A 25,609-nucleotide genomic window follows, 5' to 3' on the forward strand; every position below is an offset into this window, starting at 1 on the left:
TCTGTCGAAAGGATATGATTTTTAAAGATTATTTATTAGAAATAGTATCGTGAACGTCCGCTGAACTACATCTAGCCCAGCTTAACATTCCATGGCAGCAAGCTTTCAAGCTCGGTCGGTGATTTTGCGAGTTCTTCTAAGCAATGATTGATGTAATCAAAAGGAATTAGACCGTTAGCTTTTGCAGTTTCGATTATGCTGTAGAGCATTGCACTGGTTTCAGCGCCTTTATGATTGATGTTGAACAACCAATTTTTTCTGCCGATGACGAACGGTTTCACTGCTCGCTCTGCACGATTATTATCGATATTCAGCAGGCCGCTTTCTGTGTAGCGTTTTAATTTACTCCACTGATTTAAGCTGTAAGTAATGGCTTCACCTAGTTTGCCTTTACTTGATACTTGCAGTGCTGACTTATCCAGCCAAGCTTTAAAATCTGCCAAGATAGGTTCGGACTTAATTTGTCTTTTTTTCATTTTTTCATCAACAGATAAGTCAGCAATGTTTTTCTCTATTGCATACAGTTTTTGAATGAAACTGATGGCGACATTGACCTTACCAACTTTGGTTTTCCCTTGCGCTGTCTGAGCTTCAATAAACTTTCTTCTTGCATGCGCCCAGCAACCGACAAGCTCAGCGTTAACCTTTTGATAAGCCGCATAGCCGTCAGTTTGCAGGTAACCATTAAAATCCCCCAAGAACATCAATGGACAAGCACCTGAGCGACTGCCATTTTGATAATCAAACAGCACGATATTACGCATGATGGGAATACCTTTAAATGCGACATTACTCGATGCTGGTGAATCAGCACCTGAGCAGTACACCCAAATATACGATTTCGCTCGTTCATCATTGATGACTTTTACCGTAGTTTCATCTGCTTGAATCACGGGTTGTGAGAGCTGTATTTCTCTCAACCGTTGATGCAAGGGTTTAAATAACGCACCGCATTTCATCATCCAGTCCGACATGGTGCGTCGACTGATTTCAATACCATGTTGTTTGAACATGGTTTCTTGTCGATAAAGCGGTAAGGCATATTGATATTTACTGGTGATAATTTGACTGAGCAAACTCGGCGTAGCATAACCTTTTGGTATTGGGCTGCTAGGCACAGATGCTTGCTTGATGTTGGGTTGAGTACCGCTTTTCTCACAATGCTGGCAGCTGTACTTTAAGCGAATATTTTCTATAACTTTAACTTTAGCAGGGATAAACTCCAGTTTTTCACTGACATCCTTGCCCATTTGTTGAAGCTGATGACCGCAACAGTCACACTGTTTGTCTGCTTCATCAATGTCATGGATCACTTGAACACGTGGTAAGTGTTTAGGTAATGGTTTGCGTTTAGGCTTTTCTTTTGTCTTTGGCGGAGTGGTTTCTCGCTCAGGTGTGGTATCAGCTTCTAAAATATCGTCTTCAACCAGAGTTTCAGCTTCATTAAACAATTCACCTTGAGCCTCACAAACTTCACTGCTTCGACCAAAGCGGTGATGCTGAGCTAAACGAAATTGCTCCAGTAAGGTTTGATATGATTGATTTAACTCTGCAATTTCACTGTCCTTACTCTCAAGCAAAGCCTGTTGCTTCAACAGTAATTGTTGGAGTAAGGCGTTGTCGTCGAGTAAAGATTGGATACTTTTGGTCATGGCATTATTTTACCAAAAACCGAGTGTTAATAGGTGATAACAATGATCTAATTAATGAAATCAACATCCGTTTTAGCGATCAATCAACAATAACTTTCAACAATAACTTTCAACAAAAACTTGTTGATGACCAACGACATCGTAACCTGAAAGTAACCAGTGAAATTGCTGCTCAGAAAGCACCATCTGCTCGGTATCAATCTTGGCTGGCCACTTGAACTTGTCTCTTTCCAGTTGTTTATACCAAAGCGCAAAACCTGTTTTATCCCAATAAAGGATTTTAAGTTTATCTCGGTTTTTGTTGCAGAACACAAACACGCTGCCATCGGTAGAAGGCAATTCCATTTGTTGTTCAACAACGGCGCTTAACCCATTAATCGATTTACGAAAATCAATGAAGTCACGGTATAAATACACCTTGGGCAATTGTTGAAACATAATCATGATTGCAATCCTTTGATGACATCGATAATAATTTGAGGAGGTATTTGAGCAGGGAAAATTAAATCACCTATCTTGGTTTCAAGTTTGATCACTGGCTGTTGAGCTGGAATGGGGGGAGCTGATGCAGTAGTAACAACGGCTTGAGTAAAACTTGATTGTTGCTTCGATTTTTTTTTGTGAGTGTAAAAGCAACTGATGGCCAACTTATACTTGCGGCAAAAAGCGGTAACGGTTAATTCACTTTCGCTTTGCTGCCTTACCAGAGCTTGCCATTGTTCAGGTGTTTTTCGGTTTGTCATGCCGCGTCTCAATAGTTGAAAAGTGGCAAAGATTTTAAGGGATGGTTTTTACTCTGAAAAGATGGGGTTTACTGCACGGTTACATAGTATCGCTACGCATTGGCGTCGCTAACTTGGAAAGGAGCAAGTGTGTGTTAGCAAGGATTGAAAATATCATCATTTCAAGCTGTTTAGTATGAATCTTTATTGCCCAGTATGATTCTTTATTACTCAGTATGAGTCTTTAGTGCGACATGAAGTCGTGTTGATCGCTGTTCTCCGATCTAAGAGAGAACCATCTGTATCACGATGAACCGTGAGCTTACGGCAGCATAGCGTGAAAAACTAATTTATTTCAGGTAAAGCTAGACCTAGGCGATTAGCCCAAGTCCATTTTTTACAGCTATATTATTTTTCAGTGCCGACTGTTTCTCGATAATTCCACGGTAGGTATTCTTCAGGATTGGTTTTCACTTTATCCTTCTCTCTCTGTAAAAATGTGAAATACTCAAACACATTGATGCCAGCTTCACTTGCTGTTGCAATCATTGACGTGATGACATCACCAATCGTAGCGCCAAGTAACGTCTTATGGAACATCGCATTTTTTCGGTCACGAACGATGATTTTTAACATGGCTTCGATACGGTTATTATCGATGTATACACCTTCGTAGTGGCAAAAATAGCTCAAGCCAACATAGTGTTTGACAAAATATCGCATCGCCTTACCTAAACCACTATTCTCTTCAACTGTTTCATCGTTAAGGTGTGTTGTACACCACTGCTTGATGGTTTTCATTACAGGCAACGAATGTTGCTGATGGTAACTCAGCCTTTCTGTTGCCGTAAACTTTTGCTCTTTAGTGTGCTGCTCGTAAGCCCAAATTTCACCATAACGTGTCAGTACGTGCTCGACTTCATCGGGGAAATGGTTAATGACATCAACAAATTGTCGTCTGGCATGACTGTTACACAATGACAGCAGACATTCTCTTACCGTAGGGCGATTACTGACCAGAGCGTCACTCATCATTATCGGCCTAGATTGATGAGTACCGCGTTTGTGCAACAGGCTATCGATGAATTCGCCAGCATGACCAATATTAGTTTCAAACAACACGATACTATCATTGGCTTGAGTGGTCGCAATAACACCTGATGTGTACACGCCGCTGCGCATTTGTGTCTTGTCACTGTTACGCACCGGTTTTTCTATTGGCGTAGCATCCAAAATTCGGTGAGTCGTGTCATCGAGATAATAATGCTTCGCATCGGCCGCGAGGTTAACCAACATTTGATAAACAGGGTAAATATCATTGGCCACATATTCAACTTGGTCAAACACAGTAGACGCAGTGATTTTGACACCAAGCAGCTTTTGAATGCTCCCTTGGCGATAAAACGGCAACCCGGCAAAATACTTGTGTATGGCCATTAATGACCGAGCTGAGTAGCCGTATTTTTGTTGCTCGCTCCCGTCGGCTAACACTTCAACTGGCAAAGCGGCGGTAGCGTAAGCGCCACAAGCATTACAGCGAAAGCGCTCCATGACATGCTGCTCTGGCTTAAACGGACTTTGCCCTGTGATACGCAGTAAACTGCCTGGGTCGGTTTTGTACATTTTACCCATGTGGCACTCTAGGCAGTTATCACCTTTTTTCACATCTGTACTCTGATGCACTATCACAACTGGCTTAGCGGGAGTGAAATCTTCATCGCTCTCTTTGGGTTTACGATTTTTACCCGCAGTGTGTTTACCGCTTCCTTTATTGCTTTTACTGACACGAGACAAGGCTTCTGAAGACTTTTCAATGCCAAGTAACTTACGCAATTTGTGCACGGTGACATCGTGATTGGTTAATCGTTGCTGCATCGTCGATAACGTCACTAAGGCATCAAGTAACAACTGACAATCTTCTGGAGACAGTGCTAATTCATGCTCTTTGGCTTCAGTAACACGAACTATCAGTGCTTCCAGCGCGTTGTGGTCGATATCAGTAAACGGTTTACTCATTAAAGGACAGTCCAGCTTAGGCGAATAGGAAAAATGAATTCGGCGGGCAGTATGATCCGATAAATAAAATAATCAACCGGTAAGTGCGATTTATTTCAATCGACTTGAAGATAAATAAGGTTCACCACTCAGTAATTGCCGTAATTGTGCCGCAGCCATCGGTTGCATAACGCCATGATGACGTGGCCATCCATGAAATTTTCCTTTTGATAACCGTTTGGTCATCAGCCAAAAGCCATTATGCTCATAAGTGAGGGCTCGTATCATGGTTTTGTTGCGATTAATGAAGACGAATATCGAGCCTGAACGCGGATTACTCGACAAGCGCTGTTGGCACACGGCCGCCAGTCCATCGATACTACAGCGAAAATCAGCAGGCTGAGTCGCAATGAAGATACGACTGTTGGAAGTTAAATAGATCATGATTTCATTGCCCCGATAAGGGCGCAAATAAAGTGAACATCCACCACACCTTGTATATGAATATTGTCGCCATTAGATAGATTCAGCTCAAGTTTTACTGGGGAATTGGGCTTGATGACCTCAGGTAAGTTGGGTAATTCAATGAAGTCTGTAATGGACTCTGCCGAGTTTGATACCTGGCACCATTGTTTAAATTGAGAGCCACTGATACGTAAAGCGGTGCAAATTTGTGATGATGAGTAATGCTCTAGCAATGAAGTGGCTTGCTCGCGGAGAGTGTTTGGTATTTTAGTTCCGCGACTCGGCTTATTTATGCGCCAATGGGCGAAGACTGTGGCGACGCGAGTTAATGGCTCTATATTTGGCATGATGGGCTCCGATAATTAATCTGCCATCATTACATCAAATTATTGGGTTAAAGTTGCACTATGCTGCCGTAAACTCACCAGATGAACCTAAGGTTCTGAATAAAGAAGCGAACCTGACAATGTAACGAAGTCTAATCGACGGGAAACGAATCGTGAGAGGACGTTCTTCCTGATAACCACAAAATCGGGTAAGTGCTAGGTAATCAGTATGACGAATGTAAGTGAATCCATGCAGGTGCATTATCGTACGAGCAGCGGAAGTGGTTTATACGCTGTAGCCAAAAGGCATTGAGAGTAGGAAAAGAGTTTTAAAGTTGCTCTTTCGTGATCACTATACTCTCCGCACTAATGTGGGCGACTAACCTGATATTGCGTGATATACGGAACATGGTAAGCCTGTATTGCTCCCAGTGGGAAAGCTGTCTGTGAGGATGGCCGATAGTTGTGCAGGTAAAGGAGGCTGGAGAAAGCAAATGCTGCATTGTAATGATGCAGATACAGATGAATATCTGGCACGAAAGTGAGCCCACTTTCAGCTGGTCTCCCGTTGCAAGAGAGTTTGAGGAACTTTATTAGAGGAGAAACGCAAATGATAATTTCATCAGAGATTAGTGCATCTCCTTGCGGCAAACAGTGGAAATCCATCAACTGGAAATCAGTTGAAGTAGCCGTATTAAAGCTTCAAATGCGTATTGCAAAAGCGATAAGAGATAATAAACACGGCAAGGTAAAGTCCTTGCAATGGATATTAACTCACTCAAGAGCAGCAAAACTTCTTGCTGTGAAACGAGTCTCACAAAATAAAGGTAGTAAAACGCCAGGTGTCGACGGTATCGTATGGAGTACAGACTCCCGTCGAATGGCTGCGGTTAACCAACTGAGTAGAAAAGGCTATAAAGCCAAACCGCTCAGGCGTATTTATATTCCCAAGAAGAATGGCAAACTCAGACCATTAGGTATCCCTTGCATGATAGACAGAGCGCAGCAAGCGTTATATCTTTTTGCATTAGAGCCTGTATCTGAGACATTCGCTGATCCTAACAGTTATGGGTTTAGACCTAACCGCTGTGTTGCTGATGCTATACAACAATGTTTTATATGTTTGTGTAAAAAGAGCTCAGCAAAATGCGGTTCTGGAAGGCGATATTAAAGCTTGCTTTGATAAAATTGGTCATCAATGGCTAATTGATAACATCCCGACGGACAAAAGGATGTTAAAGCAATGGCTTGGGTGTGGTTTTATCGACAAAGGAGTATTCTGCCGAACTGAAGAAGGTACTCCTCAAGGCGGTATAATATCTCCAACGTTAATGTTACTTACATTGGCAGGGTTGGAGGACTTTATCAAGTCAAAAATTCCAACTAAAGCTGATAAAATTCATTTTATATCTTACGCTGATGACTTTGTGATAACTGGTGCATCAAAGGAAGTGCTGGTTAATAAAGTTAAACCGCTGGTTTTGATTTTCTAGGATTCAACATTAGAAAATACAAAAGGAAACTGCTAACAAAACCAAGCAAGAGTAATGTGCTGTTATTTATTCAGAATATGCGTCAACTTATCCGAAAACACCCGACAATTAAAGGGGAAGAACTCATCAGAATGATGAATCCCAAACTTCGAGGATGGGCTAATTACTATAGCTTTAGTGCAGCCAAACGGATCTTCAGTTACGTAAACAGCCAAGTATTCCAAGCCTTATGGAGATGGGCTAATAGGCGTCATCCCAACAAAAGTAAGAAATGGATCGCAAAGAAATATTTCTTGAGCCGCAATGGCTACTGGAGATTTCAAGGAAAGCAGATCATTGCTGGCATGGAGTGCGCTTTAAATCTTGTTGAGATATCTAGAATACCAATTTGTCGACATAACAAAATAAAAGGTGCTGCGACACCTTATGACCCTGAATATGCTACTTATTTAAACGAACGCAAGCTTTGTAAAACAAGTAGAAATTCATGGAACACACCAGTCATGTTGGCTTTGTGATATTGCTGGGTAACAATTAAGCCTTAGTGGAGGCTTGAGCCCAGTGCAGTGAAAGTTGCACGCTGGGTTCTTAGGAGGGCGGCATCTGGTAACAGGTGTCGCCTATCCGACTTACCTCATTACATCTTTATAAACAAAGTGAGCACATACAAGCTCCCGAAGGGCAAGGATAAAGGGTTCCATTACTGTATTACAAGCACTTGAATTATCCCGACAAAAGCACGAAGTGCGTTGAACGCCAGCTTTGTATGGCGGCCGTTAGGGTATATAAGTACCTGACGATAAATTATTAAACATTTTGCTCATATCTTAAGCACTCTACAGCGTTGTGTCTCAGGTTGCATAGCTACGGCTATGCGTCCCTCCCCACGTCTTGTATTGCACTCAAACTATGAACAAAAAAGTACTCAATAACTTATACTCAGGTACTTAGTACTTCGAGCTTGTGCCTTGCACTGAAACCCTTTAGCTCTTGCTAAGTGAGAGATTAATTACTGTAACTGGTATAACGTTCGACCGTACGTTGATGAAGCCATAACGAGTAGAAAGAATTAGTATAACCAGAGATCCTGATTAATATCCCCGTGATAAGTACCCAGTCAAACGTAATCGAATATTTTTCTTGCTGAAACGTCTGTAATTAACGACTTCTTGAGAAAAAAGCATTTGACTAGGTACTTACTTGAAGATACAACTTTCAGAGCATTTTCAACGGTAAGTTTTTCAAGGCGTGAAAGTGCTTGCAGCTATATTATCCTAAAAACATCAGTTGAACGCTGAGTATATGAGTAACTGTTTGAGTCAATAAGATGACTTTATCATCATGGCTTTCACCCAATGAGTGAAGCGCTCTACGCTCACAAGCTTGCTAAAATGACTGCTATCTGCGTTGTAACTTTTGCAAGTAGAATAACTTGCTGCAAGCTACGCCTTACTATCAGCCATTTTTTCTATGCTTGAGAACGCAGTCAACTGATGCTTCTAGGATTATTGATAAAGTCTTCTGCCTTCCCGAATGACTTCAATAAGTTCAGGAGCACTCAATTTTTTCTTCAATCGCTGTGTTAAGTCAGGATTATAAATCCGGTACTTCCCATGATTATCAATGACAGTAACTTCATCATTTTGATAAATAGCGAAAGCTTTTTGATCCGAAACATAAATCCAATCCTGCGAATCAGGGCTCATTAAGCTTTGACCTGAACTGTAATCCGTTGATGGATTGGTGCAACCAAGAATCAGGCTCATTAAGGTTGGTGCAATGCCATAGTGGCTGGTGCGGTAGTTTACTTTTCTAGCGCCTAATTGTAGTCCATGTATGATCAGTGGCACATTCACATTTTCAGGAGTAAGCGAGCTTTTAGTGTTATTTGAATTAATATCAAAAGCTGCACCTTTTGCACCAGTTACGATAACGATTGTGTCTTTATCAATGTTTGAAATAAGTACTTTTAATTGTTGATCAGTAAAGTGTGCCGCTTGTCTGTATTGGTTGAATAAGACTCGTTGTTCTGGTTGGTATTCTATAGGGGCTTTGATGGTTTTAATCCCCAAAAAGCCTACGGGCGTATCGTAAGTGGCTGTGGCGTTTAAAGTGACCAGTGCTAACCAAGGCTTGATTTGTTTTTTACGCCAGTTTTTAAACGATTTAACTACAGCAACGTCAGTCATCGCGCTATTTTGAGGTTTAGGTGTTAGATTCAGCTTGAAGTCATTAAACATTGCTTTGGGTGAGCTGTAGTCGATATTAGTTTGATCTGAAAATAGCTCAAGATCATAACCAGATTTCTTTAATTGTTGAGTGATTACAGGGCTAGTATAAGAGAGCTCGATGGCACTTGAATAGCTGCCTTGTATGGCATAAAGCATAGAAAACATACCGCTATTAAAGCTTGTTCCGCCGCTAAAGTGATGGGTGAAATGTAAACTTTCTTGTGAATATTGATAAAGAAAAGGCATGGTGTCGGAGTTCACCATGTCTTTACGGAAGCTATTAACAGAGATAAAGAGAATATTTGGTTTGATATCTGATTTACATTGTGGAAAAGTTAACGGGTAAGTTAACGAACCATCGTTATGGCTGTTGAGCTTTGTGCTGTCTTGACGTTCGATGCCATGGCGTTCCATAAATGTTTTTGCTGTGGCTGGATAAGACAGTGGGTACGCATCATCATAACGAGTGATATCAGTAACATTAGTCGCATCGGCCCATATATGGGATAAGTGACTGCTAACAAAACAAATCCCAATAATAATAAGCACTTTATGGCCGAAATTACATTTTTGAAGTGTTACGATACGTTTCCATAAATAATTGGCTAAGGTTAATTGAAATGCCAAAAATAATACGGGCGCGAGTAGCAATTTTCCACCACTCAATAGCGAGTTAATATCGGTCCAAGCGAGTTCAAAAGCAAAAGGGCTCAGATGCAGACCATAGTCAGAAAATATGACTGTGTCATATAACAGTATACATTGACCGATTGTCGCAATAGTGGCTGCAAAGCCACGTAATACTCTTGAATAAGGTGCGAGTAAGGTAACTGGAAACAAGAATATCAAATAAATAATAAAAGCAAGAAAGCTGAACTGCCCGACGGTGTAAAGAATTAAATAGCTCCAACCTAACCAAGTATCTGGTTCACCTAGAGTAGAGATATACCGCGAACCAATAATAATGGCGAGTAAGCCATTAAAAAATGCGAACCAATGACCCCAATTGATTAGATTAGAAACCTTATCTCTATTGAGTTGGATATTATGTTCAAACATATTTTTTTGCATCGGTATTATTGGCCCGTCGGTCGATATTTAATTCAGTAATTACGTTTTTATTGTATTGAATTTAATTAATTAATCCAGTTTAGTTGATTGTGCTAATGCTTTTGCAAACTGCTCAGCAACAGCTGGCCTTGCAGAATCGGGGATTTTGGTTTGCAGTAAATGAGAAACACAGTTACCAAGTACCATTAAACTTAGATCTGTTGGCGATTTTTGCTTATCGAGTACTGCAAATATCTCTGTAATTAACGATTCTACTTGAGCATTATTGTATTTTGATTGGATAGCCATAAAAAAATGATTCACAAAGATAGTAATTAGCGGCATATAATACCGAATATTTCACTCACTATCACTACAAACACTTATGACAATTTCTATTGACCAAGCCATTATTCACGAAATTACTCAAGACAGTCAGGGAAAGCTGCGTTGTCGGCTGCGCCCTCAACCGCTATTAAACAGCCAAGCTGCAGAGCATATGCTTGAGGAACTTCATCAAATCTACACAAGTAAGGCTGGAAAAGGGTTTGGCTATTTTGGTGTTCATGGTGAAGATGGTGAGGCAAACTCTGCTTTTTCTGATGCATTAACAAAATATCGTGATAATGAATTAGGCTTTGTTGAGTTTTCAGGTCAAAGTAGCAAATTATTACAAGATGAACTGTCAAAGTATGACTTTAGCCAAGGTGGCTTTTTACTGATGGCTTGTTATACCAGTATCACGAGTGATTATTTGTTCGTTGCACTGTTAAATGCCAAATCGTCGATGACGGTACTTGATGATATGGAGCTAACAGAAAATAACCATCTTGATTTAAGCAACATTCAATTAGCAGCACGAATTGATTTAACCGAACTTCAAGCTGAGCCTGACTCGAAAAAGTATATCTCTTTTATTCGTGGGCGAGCTGGTCGAAAAGTGGCTGATTTCTTCTTGGACTTCATGGGATGTGTGGAAGGCGTCAATACTAAATCTCAGAATAAAAGCTTAATGAATGCCGTAGAAGATTTTGTTTCAGGTAACGAACTGACAAAAGAAGAAAGTCAGCAGGTTCGAGAGAAAGTTTACGATTATTGTACTGAACGTTCAGACGAAGGAAATGATATAGATCTTAAGCAGCTTACCGAAGAGCTCAGCGAGACAGGAATGGATTCATTTTACGATTTTGCTAATGGTGGTGAATACGAACTGGATGACGCCTTTCCTGCGGATAAAGCAACGTTAAGGCAGCTTAAGAAGTTTTCTGGCGCTGGTGGTGGAGTCAGTTTGAGTTTTGATGGTAATCATTTAGGCGATAGAGTGATTTACGATCCGATCTCAAACACCATTATGATAAAAGGTGTTCCAGCAAACCTTAAAGATCAACTTGATAGACGCCTAAAGGGTGAATAACAAAATTTATTTTTAATGCAAAACATAAAAAGCCAAACCGTTAATAGCGATTTGGCTTTTTGATCACAATTTTACGATTGGTGGTTATACCAATTACAGTAATTAAATGCTCAACTCAGAGCTATGTAAGTACCTGAGTATAAGTTATTGAGTACTTTTTTGTTCATAGTTTGAGTTCAATACAAGACGTGGGGAGGGACGCATAGCCGTAGCTATGCAACCTGAGACACAACGCTGTAGAGTGCTTAAGATATGAGCAAAATGTTTAATAATTTATCGTCAGGTATTTATGTGCTCAAAGTGCAATCGAAATTGATGAAGGCATAGTTGTTAGCGACATACAAAGCTGTCGTTATTACATTGCTACGTCAAGACAATTTTGAAAAGTATTCTTTATAAACCAAAGTGAGCACATACAAGCTCCCGAAGGGCAAGGCTAAAGGGTTCCATTACTGCGTTACAAGCACTTGAATTATCCCGACAAAAGCACGAAGTGCGTTGAACGCCAGCTTTGTATGGCGGTCGTTAGGGCATATAGTACTTCGAGCTTGTGCCTTGCACTGAACCCCTCTAGTTCTTGCTGAGTGAGAGATTAATTACTGTAATTGGTATTATCTATCAAACACTAATCGTTGACCGAATTGACGATTGATGAACTTTTCTCCATCGAAAAGATGATTACCATTAACCCAAGTACCAATAATACTGGACTGGAAATTATAGCCATCAAACGCTGACCAACCACAATGGTAGCGAGTGTTTTCTTTATTCGCATGAAAGGGTTTATTCAAATCGATCAAAGTTAAATCTGCATTATAACCCTCGCGTAAATACCCACGATCTTTCAGTTGGAAGCGTTCAGCGACAGCGTGACTGGTCTTTTGAACAATTTTTTCCAAACTAAAATGGCCATTGTGATAGTGTTCAAGCACAGAAATTAAAGCATGTTGTACCAGAGGAAGACCTGATGGCGCTTTAAAATAGCTTTCTGCCTGCTTTTCTTCCCAAGTATGCGGAGCATGATCAGTGGCAATAATGTCAATGACATCATTATTAACTGCATCAATAAGAGCCTGCTGATCGGCTGCTGTTTTTATCGCCGGGTTACATTTAATTAAGCTGCCCAGCTTCTCGTAGTTGCTATCATTGAAAAATAAATGATGAGCACACACTTCAGCAGTAATGTTCGCGCCTTTAAGATCGGCGAGTTGTTTATTTTTTTCAAACAAATACAATTCATCAGCGGTAGTCAAATGCAATACGTGCAGACGAGCTTTATGTTTTATAGCAAGGCTAGTGGCTAATCTAGAAGAAGCAAGACAAGCTTCTCTTGAACGAATTTCACCATGTAAATTCATTGGTATAGCATCACCATATTTAGCACGAGCAACTTCTTCATTAGCTTGAATGATAGGAGATGATTCACAGTGGGTTGCAATTACGGTAGGTGAGTTTGCAAAAATACCATTAAGGGTATCTTCATTATCGACAAGCATATTACCTGTAGACGCGCCCATAAAGACTTTAACGCCGCAAGCTTGGTTTGGATTTAGGCGTTTAATTTCTTCTAAATTATCGTTAGTAGCCCCTAAATAAAAACTGTAGTTGGCTAATGAGCTTGCAGCTGCGCGATGATATTTGTCTTCTAGTGCGTCTAAATTGGTTGTTTGAGGGTTTACATTAGGCATTTCCATGAAACTTGTAATCCCACCAGAAATGGCGGCACGAGATTCACTCGCGATGGTGCCTTTATTTGGAAAGCCTGGCTCTCTAAAGTGCACTTGGTCATCAATCATGCCAGGAATAAGATAATTCCCTTGTGCATCTACAACTTTTGCATCAGCAGGTGCAGTGATCTGACGCGCAATTTTACTTATTCGACCACCTTCGATTAATAAATCTTGTGTGGAAATTTGACCTTCATTTACCAGTTGAGCATTACAAATTAGTGTCTTCATAGGGTACCTAATTTTAAGTGACGACTCGTTAGTCTTAGTTCGAGTTTCTCATACAGAGGTGATTTATATGATACCTCAACTGACTAAATTTTGTGGGTTAAATCACATAAAATGAGAATATATGAGTAGCACTCATAGGTAAAAATTATCTTCTCGCTAACCTAAGTAAAATTAAGTAAAATTACAGGTTCGATTTTATACTTGTGCTGCTCCAATTGGATTTTTGAGCGGGTTATAAGTATCTGTATTCAGGTTTGTTGGCCTTCGCCGATGGAGCCTTAATTTGGCAGACTGTTTTTCTGTCGAGGAGTATTATGCTGTTGTTTGTAAAAGATCTTACTGTAATTGATTTTTCATATTTATGTGAAAAGCGTGGAATGATCGGAGAGAGTTGGATCGTTGATGTTGTGCTTGAGGGCGGCCTTGATGAGCAAAATATGGTTCTTGATTTTGCAAAAGTTAAGCGTGCAATTAAGAATACAATTGATGACGTCGCTGATCATAGATTACTTGTACCTGTTCATTCTGACGCGACGCAGTTTGAACAAACGATTGATAAGACATTTGTAGATTTCGAAAGTGAGGTTGGTGCATTGCACTTGGCTTGCCCTGATGAAGCGTTCGCTTTTATTAATTCAGATTCAATTACCTACGAGAGTGTCGTTGACTTCTTGCGTATCGAGCTTGGAAAAGTGCTGCCTGATAATGTTGAAGGAATAGAGCTTACCCTTCGAACAGAAGCACTAGATAAACCCTTTTACCATTACAGCCATGGCTTAAAAAAACATGATGGAAATTGCCAACGAATTGCTCATGGGCACAGAAGCCCAATATCAGTGTATGAAAATGGCGTAGAATCAATGAAGTGGAATGAATATTGGGCTGAACGTTGGCAGGATATTTATTTAGGTAGTAAAGAAGACATCTATGATGTAATGGCATTAACACTTTCTGAAAACGCTAAAGTTAGTTCAGATGAACACTATGGGTTTAGCTACGTTGCACCACAAGGTTTATTTCAATTAGCCATTCCTAAGTCATGCTGCGAAATAATTCCTCATGACACTACAGTGGAATTACTGGCCGAATTTGTTGCAAATGATTTATCTGCGCAAAGACCAGACAGTGATTTTAAAGTTGTTGCTTTCGAAGGTGTTGGTAAAGGAGCAATTGCTTCTAAAGCTAAACAATAGCAAATTGCTTTTTCAATCGAAATAAATTTATTATACGACCTGTAATCATTAATAATATGGGTCGTAAATGAAATCACCGTTGGTTTTCTTATCGTTATTCCTTTGTTTCTCAAATTTATCACTTGCTGAAGTGACCACCGTGGAAAATCAAGTTCAATTTAATGGTGATTTTAAGCAAGGTGCATTGATCCGAGCCAAAGTTACGCCTAACTCTAAAGTAACCCTTAATGGGAGAGTGCTTAACCTCGCTCCATCGGGTGACTTTGTTTTTGGTTTTGGGCGTGATGCAAAAGTAAAACATGAATTGAAAGTAGTATATCCCAACGGTTTGGCAGAAATAAAGCCGATTACTCTTGTCGCTCAAAAATATAATATTCAGCAAATAAAAGGGATCAGTAAAACCATCATGCAACCCGATCTTAAAGCGATTGCAAGATCTAAAAAAGACAGTAAACAGGTCAGAGAAGCTCGACATATCCATTCGACAAACAAAGCCGTTTTTAGTGATTTTATTTGGCCGTTAACTGGACGGATTTCTGGAGTATATGGGAGTCAGCGGGTGTATAACGGAAAGCCTGGGAGGCCACACTTTGGTGTTGATGTCGCGGCGAAAACGGGAACTGTAGTTATCGCACCCGCCGACGGCGTTGTCTCCCTTGCTGTTCCTGACATGTTTTATTCTGGAGGAACCTTGATTATTGATCATGGCTATGGCGTGAGTTCGAGCATGCTGCATCTCAGTAAGTTATATGTAAAAAAAGGTCAACGAATTAATAAAGGTGATGAAATTGCTGAAGTGGGCGCGACAGGAAGAGCAACAGGACCGCATTTAGATTGGAGACTAAATTGGTATCAAGAGCGGTTAGATCCAACTACTATCGTCTCTGATATGAAAACGGCAATAAAACAAAATTAATAAGTCTTATACAAATTACAGTAATTAATAGTATGGACTCTCCTCACTCCCCCTCGGCGTCAAAATACGCCATGATATGTGGAGGAAAAAGCAACGAAACTTAATGAGGAGAGTCACATGGCTAAAATAACAATCGGAATTGATATTGCAAAGAACATTTTTCATTTAGTGTTTATTAGGGTCTGTTGAACTTTCAGGATTAAATTTTGTGCTATTTGAGCATTTATCTGTTCAATGCGTGAGCAGTGATGCTTAGCCATCTAAGTGAGCTGGTCACAACACAGAACAGTGAATGCTCAAAAGCATCGAAAAAAGAGAGAGCGTAAATTGGTCGCTCTTTCTAAATCAAAGGTGCTGCGTTATCGTTTTCTTATTTGGAAACGAAGTAACGACAGTTTTGTATGTCGATAATAACCAAACCTCACAAACTCTGCCTTGCATAAAATAACCAATTTATCGCTGCAAAAACAATCACGAAAGCTCAAGAGTCCCTAACGCATCTGGAAAGGTCATTAAACGAGTTAAGCGTAAGCCTCAAGAGTTGCTGAAGTTTATAGTGAACACTGAGCCTTCAATTATTGTTATGGAAGCTTGTGGCAGTACCTATCATTGGGCGAGAGAATTTAACAAGCTGGGTCATGAAGTGAAAGCCATCGCACCTCAGTACGTAGTGCCTTTTAGAATGGGGAACAAGAACGATTACAACGATGCTTTGGCAATAGCGGAAGCATCTCAACGAAACTCTATGCGTTTCGTCCCTATTAAAACGGTTGAGCAGCAAGGAATACAAGTACTGCACCGAATAAGAGAGCAACGGACTAAAATGAAAACAGCGCTAGGCAATCAAATCCAGGAATTGGACCAATTATTGCGACCATTTTATATGCCTCAATGGGAGATGGTAATCAGTTCAAAAATGGTCGACATTTCAGTGCTTGGCTTGGCATTGTGCCTAAACAGTACACATCGGACGACAACCCGAACTTAAAAGGGGTAAGTAAGCGTGGCAATGCGTATTTAAGAAAACAATTGATTAACGGTGCTCGCTCTGTCATCACTCGGGTAGAGACGAAAAACGACCGAGTGAGCCGCTGGTGTCAGGAACTAAAGCAAGGCTTGCCGTTCAACAAAGCCGTTGTTGCTTTAGCCAACAAAATGGCTCGTATGGCTTGGGCAATGCTTAACCACAACGAAGAATACAAGCTGAAAATAGCTTAACAGTAAGAAAGAGAATGAGTAGCAAAGCTACTAATTAAGGTTAATGTTCAACGGGTTGCTCCAGAATTTGCAGCACATTAATTGATGAAAAACGGTTCAGCACCGCTCTATTGAAACCTGATAGTACCTAAGACCGTTATAGGTCGTGATAATTGATAAGGTAATAGGAGCGGATAACCATCAAGGCTACAAGGTTAATCTTTTGATAAATAAGCCGAATATATGACAGTAATGAATCCTGTTTTTTAATAATTAATGCCATTGCAAATGGGAGAGTCCATATATGGTATTATTAAAAAATCGCGAGATAGTTTATAGCTACCTCGCGATATATAGCAATGATTACAACCATAAACTATTGAGGTTTGGCTACAACAGATTGTCCAATAGGAGCAAGGCTTAGCAACGCCAGTTTGAGGTGCTGTATTCCAAATGGAATACCTATAATAGTGACAAAACAGGCAACAGCGTGAGTAAGGTGACCAATCGCTAACCAAATTCCAAATAAAAGGAACCAAATTACGTTACCAATAGTTCCAAATAGGCCAGTGCCAAAGTCTTCTCGGCCATAAAGTGTTCGACGGTTTATTTGTTCATTTCCGAAAGGCCAAAAAGCCATCTCGCCGATTACGAAACATGATCTGCCAAATGGAATGCCTATGATACTAATAAAGCAAAGAAGCCCCGCTAACCACCAAGCTAAACCCATCACAAAACCACCTAGAATGAACCACGCAATGTTAAAAATCAATCTAAAAACAGCCAATAATAGCTCCAAAATTAGTTATTGTTGGTAAAGATAAAGCGATAATCATGCCAATATGATAACTCTATGATTTTACTGAAAACCAGCATTGATTTTGATAAGATAGCTCAATATGAAATCGTAAGAAATACTATTAAGTGATGAAATTAACTCATAGCCCAGTCGATGAAATGCAGTTCTCAGAAACGAAGATATTCGTTAAACGAGATGATTTATTACATCCAGAGTTTAGCGGGAATAAGGCAAGAAAATTTAAGTACTTTTTAGACAGTGATTTATCAGGCATAACCAAATTAATTGGTTATGGTTCTTGCCAAGCCAATTCACTCTATTCTTTATCATGTTTAGCGAAGCTTAAAGAAATTCAATTAGATTTTTATGTTGATAAAATTCCTGAATATTTAAAAGAAAACCCTGCTGGAAATTTTTCTGCTTCACTCAAAAATGGTGCAAACATTCTTGAGGTTGACTCGGAGAAAGTTAAACAAAAAGGAGGGAAATTAGAGTGGCTTGAATTTATCAATCATGGGTATGAAGACCAAATTCTCATACCTGAAGGTGGGCGTTGTGAATATGCCAAGCATGGTATTTATGAGTTAGCACAAGAAATAGTGGAATGGCGCAACAATAGCAATATTGGTGGGCTACACGTGTTTTTGCCATCAGGAACAGGTACTACAGCTTTATTTTTACAGCAGTATTTTGTTGATTTGGGCTGTGATATTCAAGTTTATACTTGCGCTGTGGTTGGTGGTGAATCGTATTTATTGCAGCAATTTGAACAACTAACCAATGACACACGGTATTTTCCGAAAATATTATCTGTTGGTAAAAAGTATCATTTTGGTAAACTGTATCTAAATTTTTATTCGATGTGGCAGAAAATCTGTGAAGCAGGCATCGAATTTGAGCTTATTTATGATCCTCTAGGGTTTATTACAATTGAGAAGCACATAGAAGAATTATCGAGTTGTACCTTAATGTATATTCATCAAGGTGGACTTAAAGGGAATGAAACAATGTTGCCTCGATATTGTCGAAAATTTGATCTCAGATAGTATTGTTGTGAATTAGCGTCTAGTAGCAAAAAAATGGTGATAAACAGAGATGTTTTTTCGAATGATTTCTAAGAAAGATAAAGGAGATTAGTTTCAGGTTTTGTAATTTTATTACAGGTTTTTCACTTTGACATTTTTATGAACTTTTCATAAAAATGGCATGAATGCTAGGTTACAGGCAGTTATCCACTAAAACTGTGGATAAGCTTGTGGATGACCGTTAAAAAAGGCCTTCAACCCCTTGATACCTCTGGATTGATGTTAAAATGAGTTCATATTGTTGCAATTATAAAATAACATATAAAACAGTATGATAGGTGAAATCTATTTTTATCTTGATCTGTACAGTATTGTTTCATAAATGTAACAAATTCAAACTATGTTCTTGTGCATTATTTAGCTTTATATTGGTATTAATTCATATGAATTGCTGTTATACCGTCACCTAGAAGAGTAATTCAGGATTTTAAAAGTTTTGCAAGGTGTATCACAAATCTTGTAAATTTTCAGTTTGATTTTTTGCAAAAAGTGTTGGTAGGCGCTTTATGTTTTTTCTAAATGAAGCTTATAGGATTCAAATATCGACGTTAAAAATGGTAACTAAGTTGAATAGCACCAGCAAAATGGTTTGCTCGATCAAATTTACCTAAGCTATCGCTAAATTCCAATTGACTATTTGTATAATAACCAAGATGCATTAGTGCAGTGAATACTGGTGTTGCTTTATATTTCAAACTAATAAAGCTTAACGTATCATTTAATTCAGCAGTTACTTTGTTCTCAGAAATTATAAACCTTTCTCTTTTTACTGTTGCCCCTATACCTAGCGAAGCTTTTTCGTTGAGTTTGTACTGCAACTCTATACCTGCGGGGGCCACTAAAATTGCTTTGGAAAGGGTTTCTTATTGACCACTTGTCGTTGAAGTTCCAATTCAGATAGATGAAAGGCAAGGTTCTTACTTTACTCAAATCGTTTGAATACAAAACACCAAGTCCGAGTAGGTTATTGTTATCAAAACGGTACATCCCAATTAAGGTGGCGCCATAACTATATGCATCAGCGCTTGATAAGTTACTCGTGAAGGCGGTTTTAACTTGAGGCGTAAGAGTAAAAAGCCAGTTCCTATTATAAAAATAGGTTAAGTTTATTGATGTTCTTATACGTTTTATCCTAGTCCATGGTTCGATGAGCAAGGTGTCATATTGCGTACTCCAATCATAGCGAGCTAAGCCGTAACCAATGTTCGTTTTTATATTCCATTGTTTGTTTAGACTGATAGCGGCATTTGCATCGAATGTCAAAGTACCTTGCTGTAAGTCAGTGTCTAACCCTTTAACCTAGAAACATCAGTTGACTGCGTTCTCAAGCGTAGAAAAAATGGCTGATATTAAGACGTAGCTTGCAGCAAGTAGTTATTCTACTTGCAAAAGTTACAACGCAGATAGCAGCCATTTTAGCAAGCTTGTGAGCGTAGAGCATTTCACTCATTGGATGAAAAACATGATAATAAAATCATCCAATTGCTCAAACAGTTACTCATATACTCAGCGTTCAACTGATGTTTTTAGGTTTAACCTTAGAGTTTTGATTTACAATTTTTGTCAATTGAATAGTGTAATTTGGGGACTTCTTATCCGCTTTATTTTCCATTGCTAAAGCTAATGCGCTAAAAGAACATAGAGCGATAATCAGTACGAACTTGGTATAAGTTGTAACTATCATAAGTCACCTAATTAGATCGTTTATTTCTAAATTTAGAATACAAGTATATTGTTACAAATAATTAACATGTTGTTTATTTTACATAATAAAAAATAACTTATGAAAAACTCTGGAGCTTATCTCTGATACTGATAAAATCAATTTCTCAATTATAAGGAACTTGACCAGTGCCGAGCTCAATATTTCAGCTAGAATCTAATTTTAAACCTGCTGGTGATCAGCCGACTGCAATTAAAAAACTTAAAGATGGAATTGAGTCAGGTGTAGCCTGCCAAACTTTGCTTGGTGTTACGGGTTCTGGTAAAACATTCACTGTTGCGAATGTGATCGCCGATCTTGGTCGTCCCACTGTTATTATGGCTCCTAATAAAACGCTTGCAGCCCAGCTATATGGGGAAATGAAAGAGTTTTTCCCTCATAACTCGGTAGAGTATTTTGTATCTTATTATGATTATTATCAGCCAGAAGCTTATGTTCCAGCATCAAACACTTTCATAGAGAAAGATGCCTCGGTTAATGCCCATATTGAGCAAATGCGTCTATCAGCGACAAAGGCTTTACTAGAGCGAAAGGATGTTGTGTTGGTAGCATCTGTCTCCGCAATATATGGCTTGGGTGATCCTGATTCTTATTTAAAAATGCTGTTACATTTACGAGTGGGCGATTTTGTGATACAGCGTGATGTACTCAAAAGGTTGAGTGAACTGCAATATACCCGTAACGATGTAGAGTTGCAGCGAGGTACGTATCGAGTTCGCGGCGAAGTGGTTGATATTTTCCCAGCTGATTCAGATAGAAATGCTATCAGACTAGAGCTTTTCGATGATGAAATTGAGAATTTAAGTGAGTTCGACCCCTTAACAGGAAAGCAAGTTCGTAAGCTTGTTCGCACGACAATTTACCCTAAAACACATTATGTCACTCCTCGTGAGAAAATTCTTGAAGCGACAGAGGCAATAAAGGTCGAGTTAAAAGAGCGGAAAGAGCAATTACTCTCACTGAATAAATTGGTGGAGGAGCAGCGCATCAGTGAACGGGTTATGTATGACCTAGAAATGATGACTGAGCTCGGTTACTGCTCAGGCATCGAAAACTATTCTAGATACCTATCTGGGCGTTCAGAAGGTGATGGACCACCAACACTGCTGGATTATTTACCTGACGATGGCTTATTAATTATTGATGAGTCTCATGTCACAGTTCCACAAATTGGTGCAATGTATAAAGGGGATCGTTCACGAAAGACAACCTTGGTTGAATACGGCTTTCGATTACCATCAGCATTGGACAATCGGCCTCTAAAGTTTGAAGAGTTTGAGGCGTTAATGCCGCAAACGGTTTATGTATCAGCCACTCCAAATGATTATGAAATTGAAAAAAGTGGCGGAGAAATTGCTGAACAAGTTGTAAGACCAACAGGTTTGCTTGATCCTGAGGTGGAGATAAGATCAGTAGCAATACAAGTCGATGATTTGCTTTCTGAAATACCTAAACGTGTGGCGGTTAATGAGCGCGTGTTGGTTACGACGCTGACAAAACGAATGTCAGAGGATCTTACTGAGTATCTCGATGAACACGGAGTGAACGTTAGGTATCTTCATTCAGATATTGATACGGTAGAACGTGTTGAAGTTATCCGTGATTTGCGTTTAGGTAAATTTGATGTTTTGGTGGGAATTAACTTACTACGAGAAGGGCTTGATATGCCTGAAGTATCATTAGTTTGTATTCTCGATGCTGACAAAGAAGGTTTTTTACGGTCAGAGCGTTCATTAATTCAAACAATAGGACGAGCGGCACGGAACATTAATGGTAAAGTGATTTTGTATGCGGATAAAATCACTAAATCAATGAAAAACGCCATTGATGAAACAGAGCGACGTCGAGCAAAACAGCATCAATTTAATCTTGATAATGATATAACTCCAAAAGGTGTCACTAAACGAATAACAGATGTTATGGATGTTGGGAATGATAATGAGGTCGAATCAATACAAGTAGCTGAAGAGCCAAAGACATATCAGGTGAGGAATATCGCAACACTTAGCCAAGAGATTGATCAAACCGAAAAGAAAATGCTTGAACACGCTAAAAATCTAGAATTTGAACAAGCGGCTGCATTGCGAAATCAATTAACAAAGCTCAAAGCGTTAATGACGAGTATCTAGTCGAATAAATTATTATACCAATTACAGTAATTAATCTCTCACTCAGCTAGAGCTAAAGGGTTTCAGTGCAAGGCACAAGCTCGAAGTACTATATACCCTAACGGCCGCCATACAAAGCTGGCGTTCAACGCACTTCGTGCTTTTGTCGGGATAATTCAAGTGCTTGTAACGCAGTAATGGAACCCTTTAGCCTTACCCTTTGGGAGCTTGTATGTGCTCACTTTGGTTTATAAAGAATACTTCTCAAAATTGTCTTGACGTAGCAATGTAATAACGACAGTTTTGTATGCCGGTAACAACTATGTCTTCATCAATTTCGATTGCACTTTGAGCACATACATAGCTCTGAGTTGAGCATTCAATAACTGTAATTGGTATTGCAAGCGTTAAATAATTGTTTTTTATGTTTGTAATAAATTATATTTGTTAAATATTGTCGCTGATAAAAATTAATTACTCACAGTGTTGTGAAAGCTACTTAAAAGAATAAGAATATTTTGATTATTAAATGCTTTTTATGTAACACAGATTAAAGTCAAATTAAATCACCTTCATAGTGTTTCCATTATATATGGAAAACCCTCATCATTAATTTATTGTATTTCTAAATTATTTATATTTTTCACTTACATTTACGAATGATGAGTGAATGTTTTTTATCAAAGTCTAAAAAAATAGAGACGAATAATTTAAGAACATAAAGACTAATAACATTTATATTTGTAAAAAAATTATTTATGAGAGGTAATAATGGCTCTTGAAAAAACAAGTACATTTACTAGTGTAACGCAGGCACTATTAGACGGTTTCAATAAACACATAGCTAGAATTCCACGAGAGGTTGCTGATACCGAAGGATTCATGCAACTCGATACATTTGACGAATCTGATATTCCAAATTTTTCAGAATTAAAAACTGAGGCTTCAAGCTTTGCATCTGAAGAGGATAACTCGTTAAATGATTTTGATATCGATAGTAGATTTCAGGCATTGAAAATAGCTTATATCACAACGATAAACTTAATAGGAATTAAAGATAAAAAAAGAGATATAACGCAAAGTGAGGTTGAGAAGCTGGTCACGCCTCAGTCATTTAAATTTGGTGATGAAAGTGAGGACTGGGGTTACAGCCAGTCAAGTACATCCCAATCCTCATATAGAAGATCTACAGCAGCATCTGAGTTGATCAAAGTAGAGCAATCAACTCTTGGAACCCCAGAGCAACATGAACGCTTAGATTCATTAGAAAGCAACATGAAAGAGTTGCTACGTTTACTCAAAGATTTTGGTATATCAAAGCATGATAAGGAACTCGCTTTATTACAATTAAAGCCAGAGCAGCCGAGTAAACTAGATTCAACTGAGATTGGTTGTACAGTAGTCTCATTGGATTGCAATATCAAACGGGCAGTTGAAACACTAAAGTTGTCGGAAGCAAAAATCTTTAGTCATTTTAAAACCGCAAGAGCTGAATGTGTAGAAAAAATAGCAAGAAGTGTGGTAAAAGCTCACCCTGAATTCGCAGGTAATATTGAAGTAAATGTCAAATACTTGTGTAATCAAGTTGCGACTGAGTTAGGTTTTGAACAAAAATTCATTTCGAAAGGTGATATGGCATACTGCCATAACTTTAACAAAGCAATTTTGAAAGAGTTTGTCGAGTTGGCGCAAAACGAAACAGAGCCAGCTGTGCTAGTCGATCATATTTCTAGAATGCCTACTACTTCGGAACTTGAAACCGATTTCCCCGGATATATAAATGAGCCAACAGAATTTAGTGCAGAGCAAAATTATCAGCAAGCCCAAAGAAGGGTTATTGCAAGTAAATGTCAAACCGTTCTTAAACTAGGTTGTTATGAGTTTGTTTCTTTACCGACCCATGAAACTGTTGCTAGAGGTAGAGAGACAAGAAAAGGTGAAATTAAAAATGATGGAGTGGGCCATTTTTATGTGGCCATTAAAAATGCCAATAACATCGGAGAAACCAACAAGTTATTGACAATTGACCACCTTAAAGAAATCGATCACTTGTGCAAGCAACCTCCTGAAGTTGTACGTAGCATAACTAGACAAGCCGTCGAGCAAACAGATGATCTAGAGGCATTAATAAAGTTTGCTGAAATATATGATGTTGACTCATTAAATCGAGGTATTCAAACAGCATCTTTACAATCTTCAGAAAGTGCGCTAACAGTAATGAGTAGCGCCTTTCGTCAAGCTATGCGTTGTAAGCTACAACTGGAAGAACACACTGATATGGTTGAGAATTTGGTCGAAAAGATCCAAAAAATTTCTTCGAGAGAAGATAGAATGTTTTTTGCAAAGCTATGTGATCATCCAAAAATTACCGCAATTGTCTTATTTATTAATAGTGATTTGGTTATAGATCAAAACTATAGTTTAAACATCAATAGCGAAGTGATAGCTTGCTTAGCGACTAATGTTGTTCAAAATGACGTTGCTCCAAGTGCTTTTAACGATGATGATGATGATGGTGATGGTTTTGGCGAATTTCCATCAACTGTTACTTCAACAAATGTTCCTGGTGCAGAATTTATAAAAGCTCATATTGCCCCTATTTATATAAATGTATTGCTGTGTGAAGCTGCAGCAACCGGCAATGTTGAAGCTGCTAGGGCATTGGTGAAAGCAGGTGCAAATATTCAAACGGTTGATGGCAGAGGCTGCAGGCCAGTGTCATTGGCATGCATGAATGGACACAAAGTCCTTGTAAGTTTTTGTAAAAATACGCCTAAAAACAAACTCGACTTTTCCAGTAAAGAAGTAGAAAACGGGTTAATTTTGGCTTCTCGCTTTGGGCATGCGGAGGTAATTGATTATTTGAAAGGGTTTGATAGGCTTGCACCTCAGATAACAGAAATTAACCTGATGAAGCAAACTCCCTTAATGATCGCGATAGAAAATGGACATTTAGGTGCATCAGAGGCGTTACTTACTTTTTCAAAAGTTAAACATAACCCTATAGATAGAGATGGAAATAACATACTTCATTATGTTGGTAGGCATAACAGATTGGAAATCTATCAAGCAATTGGGCGAAAGTTTACAGGTAATCAATTAAATCAACTAAAGATTCAAACTAACAAAGCTTCTGAGCCGAATGGGCAAGGACAAACACCTGCAAACTTGGCTGCGTTTTGTAAAAATAATCAGATTGCTGGAGAGTTGAGGAAGACACATTAGATAAAAAAAGCCCACTTAAAAAAGTGGGCTGCAAAATAAGCACAAACAATCAACAAA

The 25,609-nt window shown here is 39.0% G+C and carries 21 protein-coding genes and 1 pseudogene; 10 read left to right on the forward strand and 12 right to left on the reverse strand.

All coding sequences use genetic code 11. From position 1 onward, the window contains the following. Positions 1-71: 71 nt before the first annotated feature. From tnpC to E2I05_RS06895, 6 genes are all read right to left on the reverse strand, one after another. Entirely contained in the window at positions 72-1,652 is a 1,581-nt protein-coding gene (gene tnpC, locus E2I05_RS06870) for an IS66 family transposase (protein ID WP_133309531.1), read from the reverse strand. 96 nt (positions 1,653-1,748) lie between these two features. Next, complete coding sequence (gene tnpB / locus E2I05_RS06875) at positions 1,749-2,096, reverse strand: IS66 family insertion sequence element accessory protein TnpB (RefSeq protein WP_133309532.1); 348 nt, start codon at positions 2,094-2,096, stop codon at positions 1,749-1,751. Then, a complete protein-coding gene (gene tnpA, locus E2I05_RS06880; protein ID WP_133309533.1) occupies positions 2,093-2,395 on the reverse strand; it encodes an IS66 family insertion sequence element accessory protein TnpA in 303 nt (100 codons plus the stop codon). The genes tnpB (E2I05_RS06875) and tnpA overlap by 4 nt, the downstream gene beginning before the upstream one ends. A gap of 387 nt (positions 2,396-2,782) precedes the next feature. Further along, positions 2,783-4,390, reverse strand: a complete 1,608-nt coding sequence (locus E2I05_RS06885) for an IS66 family transposase (RefSeq protein WP_133309534.1) — start codon at positions 4,388-4,390, stop codon at positions 2,783-2,785. A 90-nt stretch (positions 4,391-4,480) separates the two neighbouring features. Then, complete coding sequence (gene tnpB, locus E2I05_RS06890; RefSeq protein WP_133309535.1) at positions 4,481-4,813, reverse strand: IS66 family insertion sequence element accessory protein TnpB; 333 nt, start codon at positions 4,811-4,813, stop codon at positions 4,481-4,483. Beyond that, positions 4,810-5,181: a hypothetical protein gene (locus E2I05_RS06895; RefSeq protein WP_133309536.1), complete on the reverse strand. Its 372-nt coding sequence runs from the start codon at positions 5,179-5,181 to the stop codon at positions 4,810-4,812. Before E2I05_RS06895 ends, tnpB (E2I05_RS06890) begins: the two co-directional genes overlap by 4 nt. A 589-nt stretch (positions 5,182-5,770) precedes the next feature. On the opposite strand from E2I05_RS06895, the gene E2I05_RS23105 reads away from it, so the two are divergent. The 3 genes from E2I05_RS23105 (at position 5,771) to E2I05_RS23115 (ending at position 7,171) form a co-directional block, all read left to right on the forward strand. Beyond that, complete coding sequence (locus E2I05_RS23105) at positions 5,771-6,331, forward strand: reverse transcriptase N-terminal domain-containing protein (protein WP_243641026.1); 561 nt, start codon at positions 5,771-5,773, stop codon at positions 6,329-6,331. Continuing rightward, positions 6,258-6,653: a reverse transcriptase domain-containing protein gene (locus E2I05_RS23110; RefSeq protein ID WP_243641025.1), complete on the forward strand. Its 396-nt coding sequence runs from the start codon at positions 6,258-6,260 to the stop codon at positions 6,651-6,653. The genes E2I05_RS23105 and E2I05_RS23110 overlap by 74 nt, the downstream gene beginning before the upstream one ends. A gap of 77 nt (positions 6,654-6,730) precedes the next feature. Continuing rightward, positions 6,731-7,171 carry a group II intron maturase-specific domain-containing protein gene (locus E2I05_RS23115; RefSeq protein WP_244935421.1) on the forward strand — a complete coding sequence of 147 codons (441 nt, stop codon included), beginning with the start codon at positions 6,731-6,733 and terminating at the stop codon, positions 7,169-7,171. A gap of 987 nt (positions 7,172-8,158) precedes the next feature. Here E2I05_RS23115 and E2I05_RS06905 read toward each other — a convergent pair. Together E2I05_RS06905 and E2I05_RS06910 are read right to left on the reverse strand one after the other, a co-directional pair. Beyond that, positions 8,159-9,943 (reverse strand): DUF3413 domain-containing protein, encoded by a 1,785-nt coding sequence (locus E2I05_RS06905; protein WP_121852112.1) that lies wholly within the window; start codon positions 9,941-9,943, stop codon positions 8,159-8,161. An 81-nt stretch (positions 9,944-10,024) separates the two neighbouring features. Further along, entirely contained in the window at positions 10,025-10,243 is a 219-nt protein-coding gene (locus tag E2I05_RS06910) for a YejL family protein (protein WP_121852115.1), read from the reverse strand. A gap of 76 nt (positions 10,244-10,319) precedes the next feature. Between E2I05_RS06910 and yejK the strand changes: the two genes are divergently transcribed. Then, positions 10,320-11,348 (forward strand): nucleoid-associated protein YejK, encoded by a 1,029-nt coding sequence (yejK, locus tag E2I05_RS06915; protein ID WP_121852111.1) that lies wholly within the window; start codon positions 10,320-10,322, stop codon positions 11,346-11,348. A gap of 611 nt (positions 11,349-11,959) precedes the next feature. On the opposite strand, the gene E2I05_RS06920 is transcribed toward yejK, so the two are convergent. Beyond that, positions 11,960-13,306, reverse strand: coding sequence for a dihydroorotase (locus tag E2I05_RS06920; protein WP_121852110.1), 1,347 nt, complete (start codon positions 13,304-13,306; stop codon positions 11,960-11,962). Between the two features lie 314 nt (positions 13,307-13,620). Here E2I05_RS06920 and E2I05_RS06925 point away from each other — a divergent pair, with 314 nt between their 5' ends. The 3 genes and pseudogenes from E2I05_RS06925 to E2I05_RS06935 all read left to right on the forward strand — a co-directional run bounded on the left by E2I05_RS06925 (position 13,621) and on the right by E2I05_RS06935 (position 16,633). Then, complete coding sequence (locus E2I05_RS06925) at positions 13,621-14,499, forward strand: 6-pyruvoyl trahydropterin synthase family protein (protein ID WP_121852109.1); 879 nt, start codon at positions 13,621-13,623, stop codon at positions 14,497-14,499. A 67-nt stretch (positions 14,500-14,566) separates the two neighbouring features. Then, positions 14,567-15,415, forward strand: a complete 849-nt coding sequence (locus E2I05_RS06930; RefSeq protein ID WP_121852108.1) for a M23 family metallopeptidase — start codon at positions 14,567-14,569, stop codon at positions 15,413-15,415. A gap of 451 nt (positions 15,416-15,866) precedes the next feature. After that, positions 15,867-16,633 (forward strand): annotated as a pseudogene (locus E2I05_RS06935) (IS110 family transposase). 355 nt (positions 16,634-16,988) lie between these two features. Here the strand turns inward: E2I05_RS06935 and E2I05_RS06940 are convergent. Beyond that, positions 16,989-17,399 (reverse strand): YccF domain-containing protein, encoded by a 411-nt coding sequence (locus tag E2I05_RS06940; protein WP_121852107.1) that lies wholly within the window; start codon positions 17,397-17,399, stop codon positions 16,989-16,991. A gap of 140 nt (positions 17,400-17,539) precedes the next feature. Here E2I05_RS06940 and E2I05_RS06945 point away from each other — a divergent pair, with 140 nt between their 5' ends. Beyond that, positions 17,540-18,457 (forward strand): 1-aminocyclopropane-1-carboxylate deaminase/D-cysteine desulfhydrase, encoded by a 918-nt coding sequence (locus tag E2I05_RS06945; RefSeq protein ID WP_121852106.1) that lies wholly within the window; start codon positions 17,540-17,542, stop codon positions 18,455-18,457. Positions 18,458-19,044: 587 nt separating this feature from the next. On the opposite strand, the gene E2I05_RS06950 is transcribed toward E2I05_RS06945, so the two are convergent. Continuing rightward, positions 19,045-19,335, reverse strand: coding sequence for a hypothetical protein (locus E2I05_RS06950; RefSeq protein ID WP_121852105.1), 291 nt, complete (start codon positions 19,333-19,335; stop codon positions 19,045-19,047). Continuing rightward, the gene (locus E2I05_RS22980) at positions 19,238-19,759 is read right to left on the reverse strand and encodes a DUF6268 family outer membrane beta-barrel protein (RefSeq protein WP_425325191.1); all 522 of its coding nucleotides are present in this window, start codon (positions 19,757-19,759) and stop codon (positions 19,238-19,240) included. The genes E2I05_RS06950 and E2I05_RS22980 overlap by 98 nt, the downstream gene beginning before the upstream one ends. Positions 19,760-20,347: 588 nt before the next feature. Here E2I05_RS22980 and uvrB point away from each other — a divergent pair. Beyond that, complete coding sequence (gene uvrB / locus E2I05_RS06955) at positions 20,348-22,348, forward strand: excinuclease ABC subunit UvrB (protein WP_121852104.1); 2,001 nt, start codon at positions 20,348-20,350, stop codon at positions 22,346-22,348. Positions 22,349-23,098: 750 nt separating this feature from the next. Further along, positions 23,099-25,552 carry an ankyrin repeat domain-containing protein gene (locus tag E2I05_RS06960; RefSeq protein ID WP_121852103.1) on the forward strand — a complete coding sequence of 818 codons (2,454 nt, stop codon included), beginning with the start codon at positions 23,099-23,101 and terminating at the stop codon, positions 25,550-25,552. Positions 25,553-25,609: the final 57 nt, after the last annotated feature.

It is taken from the genome of Parashewanella spongiae (assembly GCF_004358345.1).
Classification (GTDB): domain Bacteria; phylum Pseudomonadota; class Gammaproteobacteria; order Enterobacterales; family Shewanellaceae; genus Parashewanella; species Parashewanella spongiae.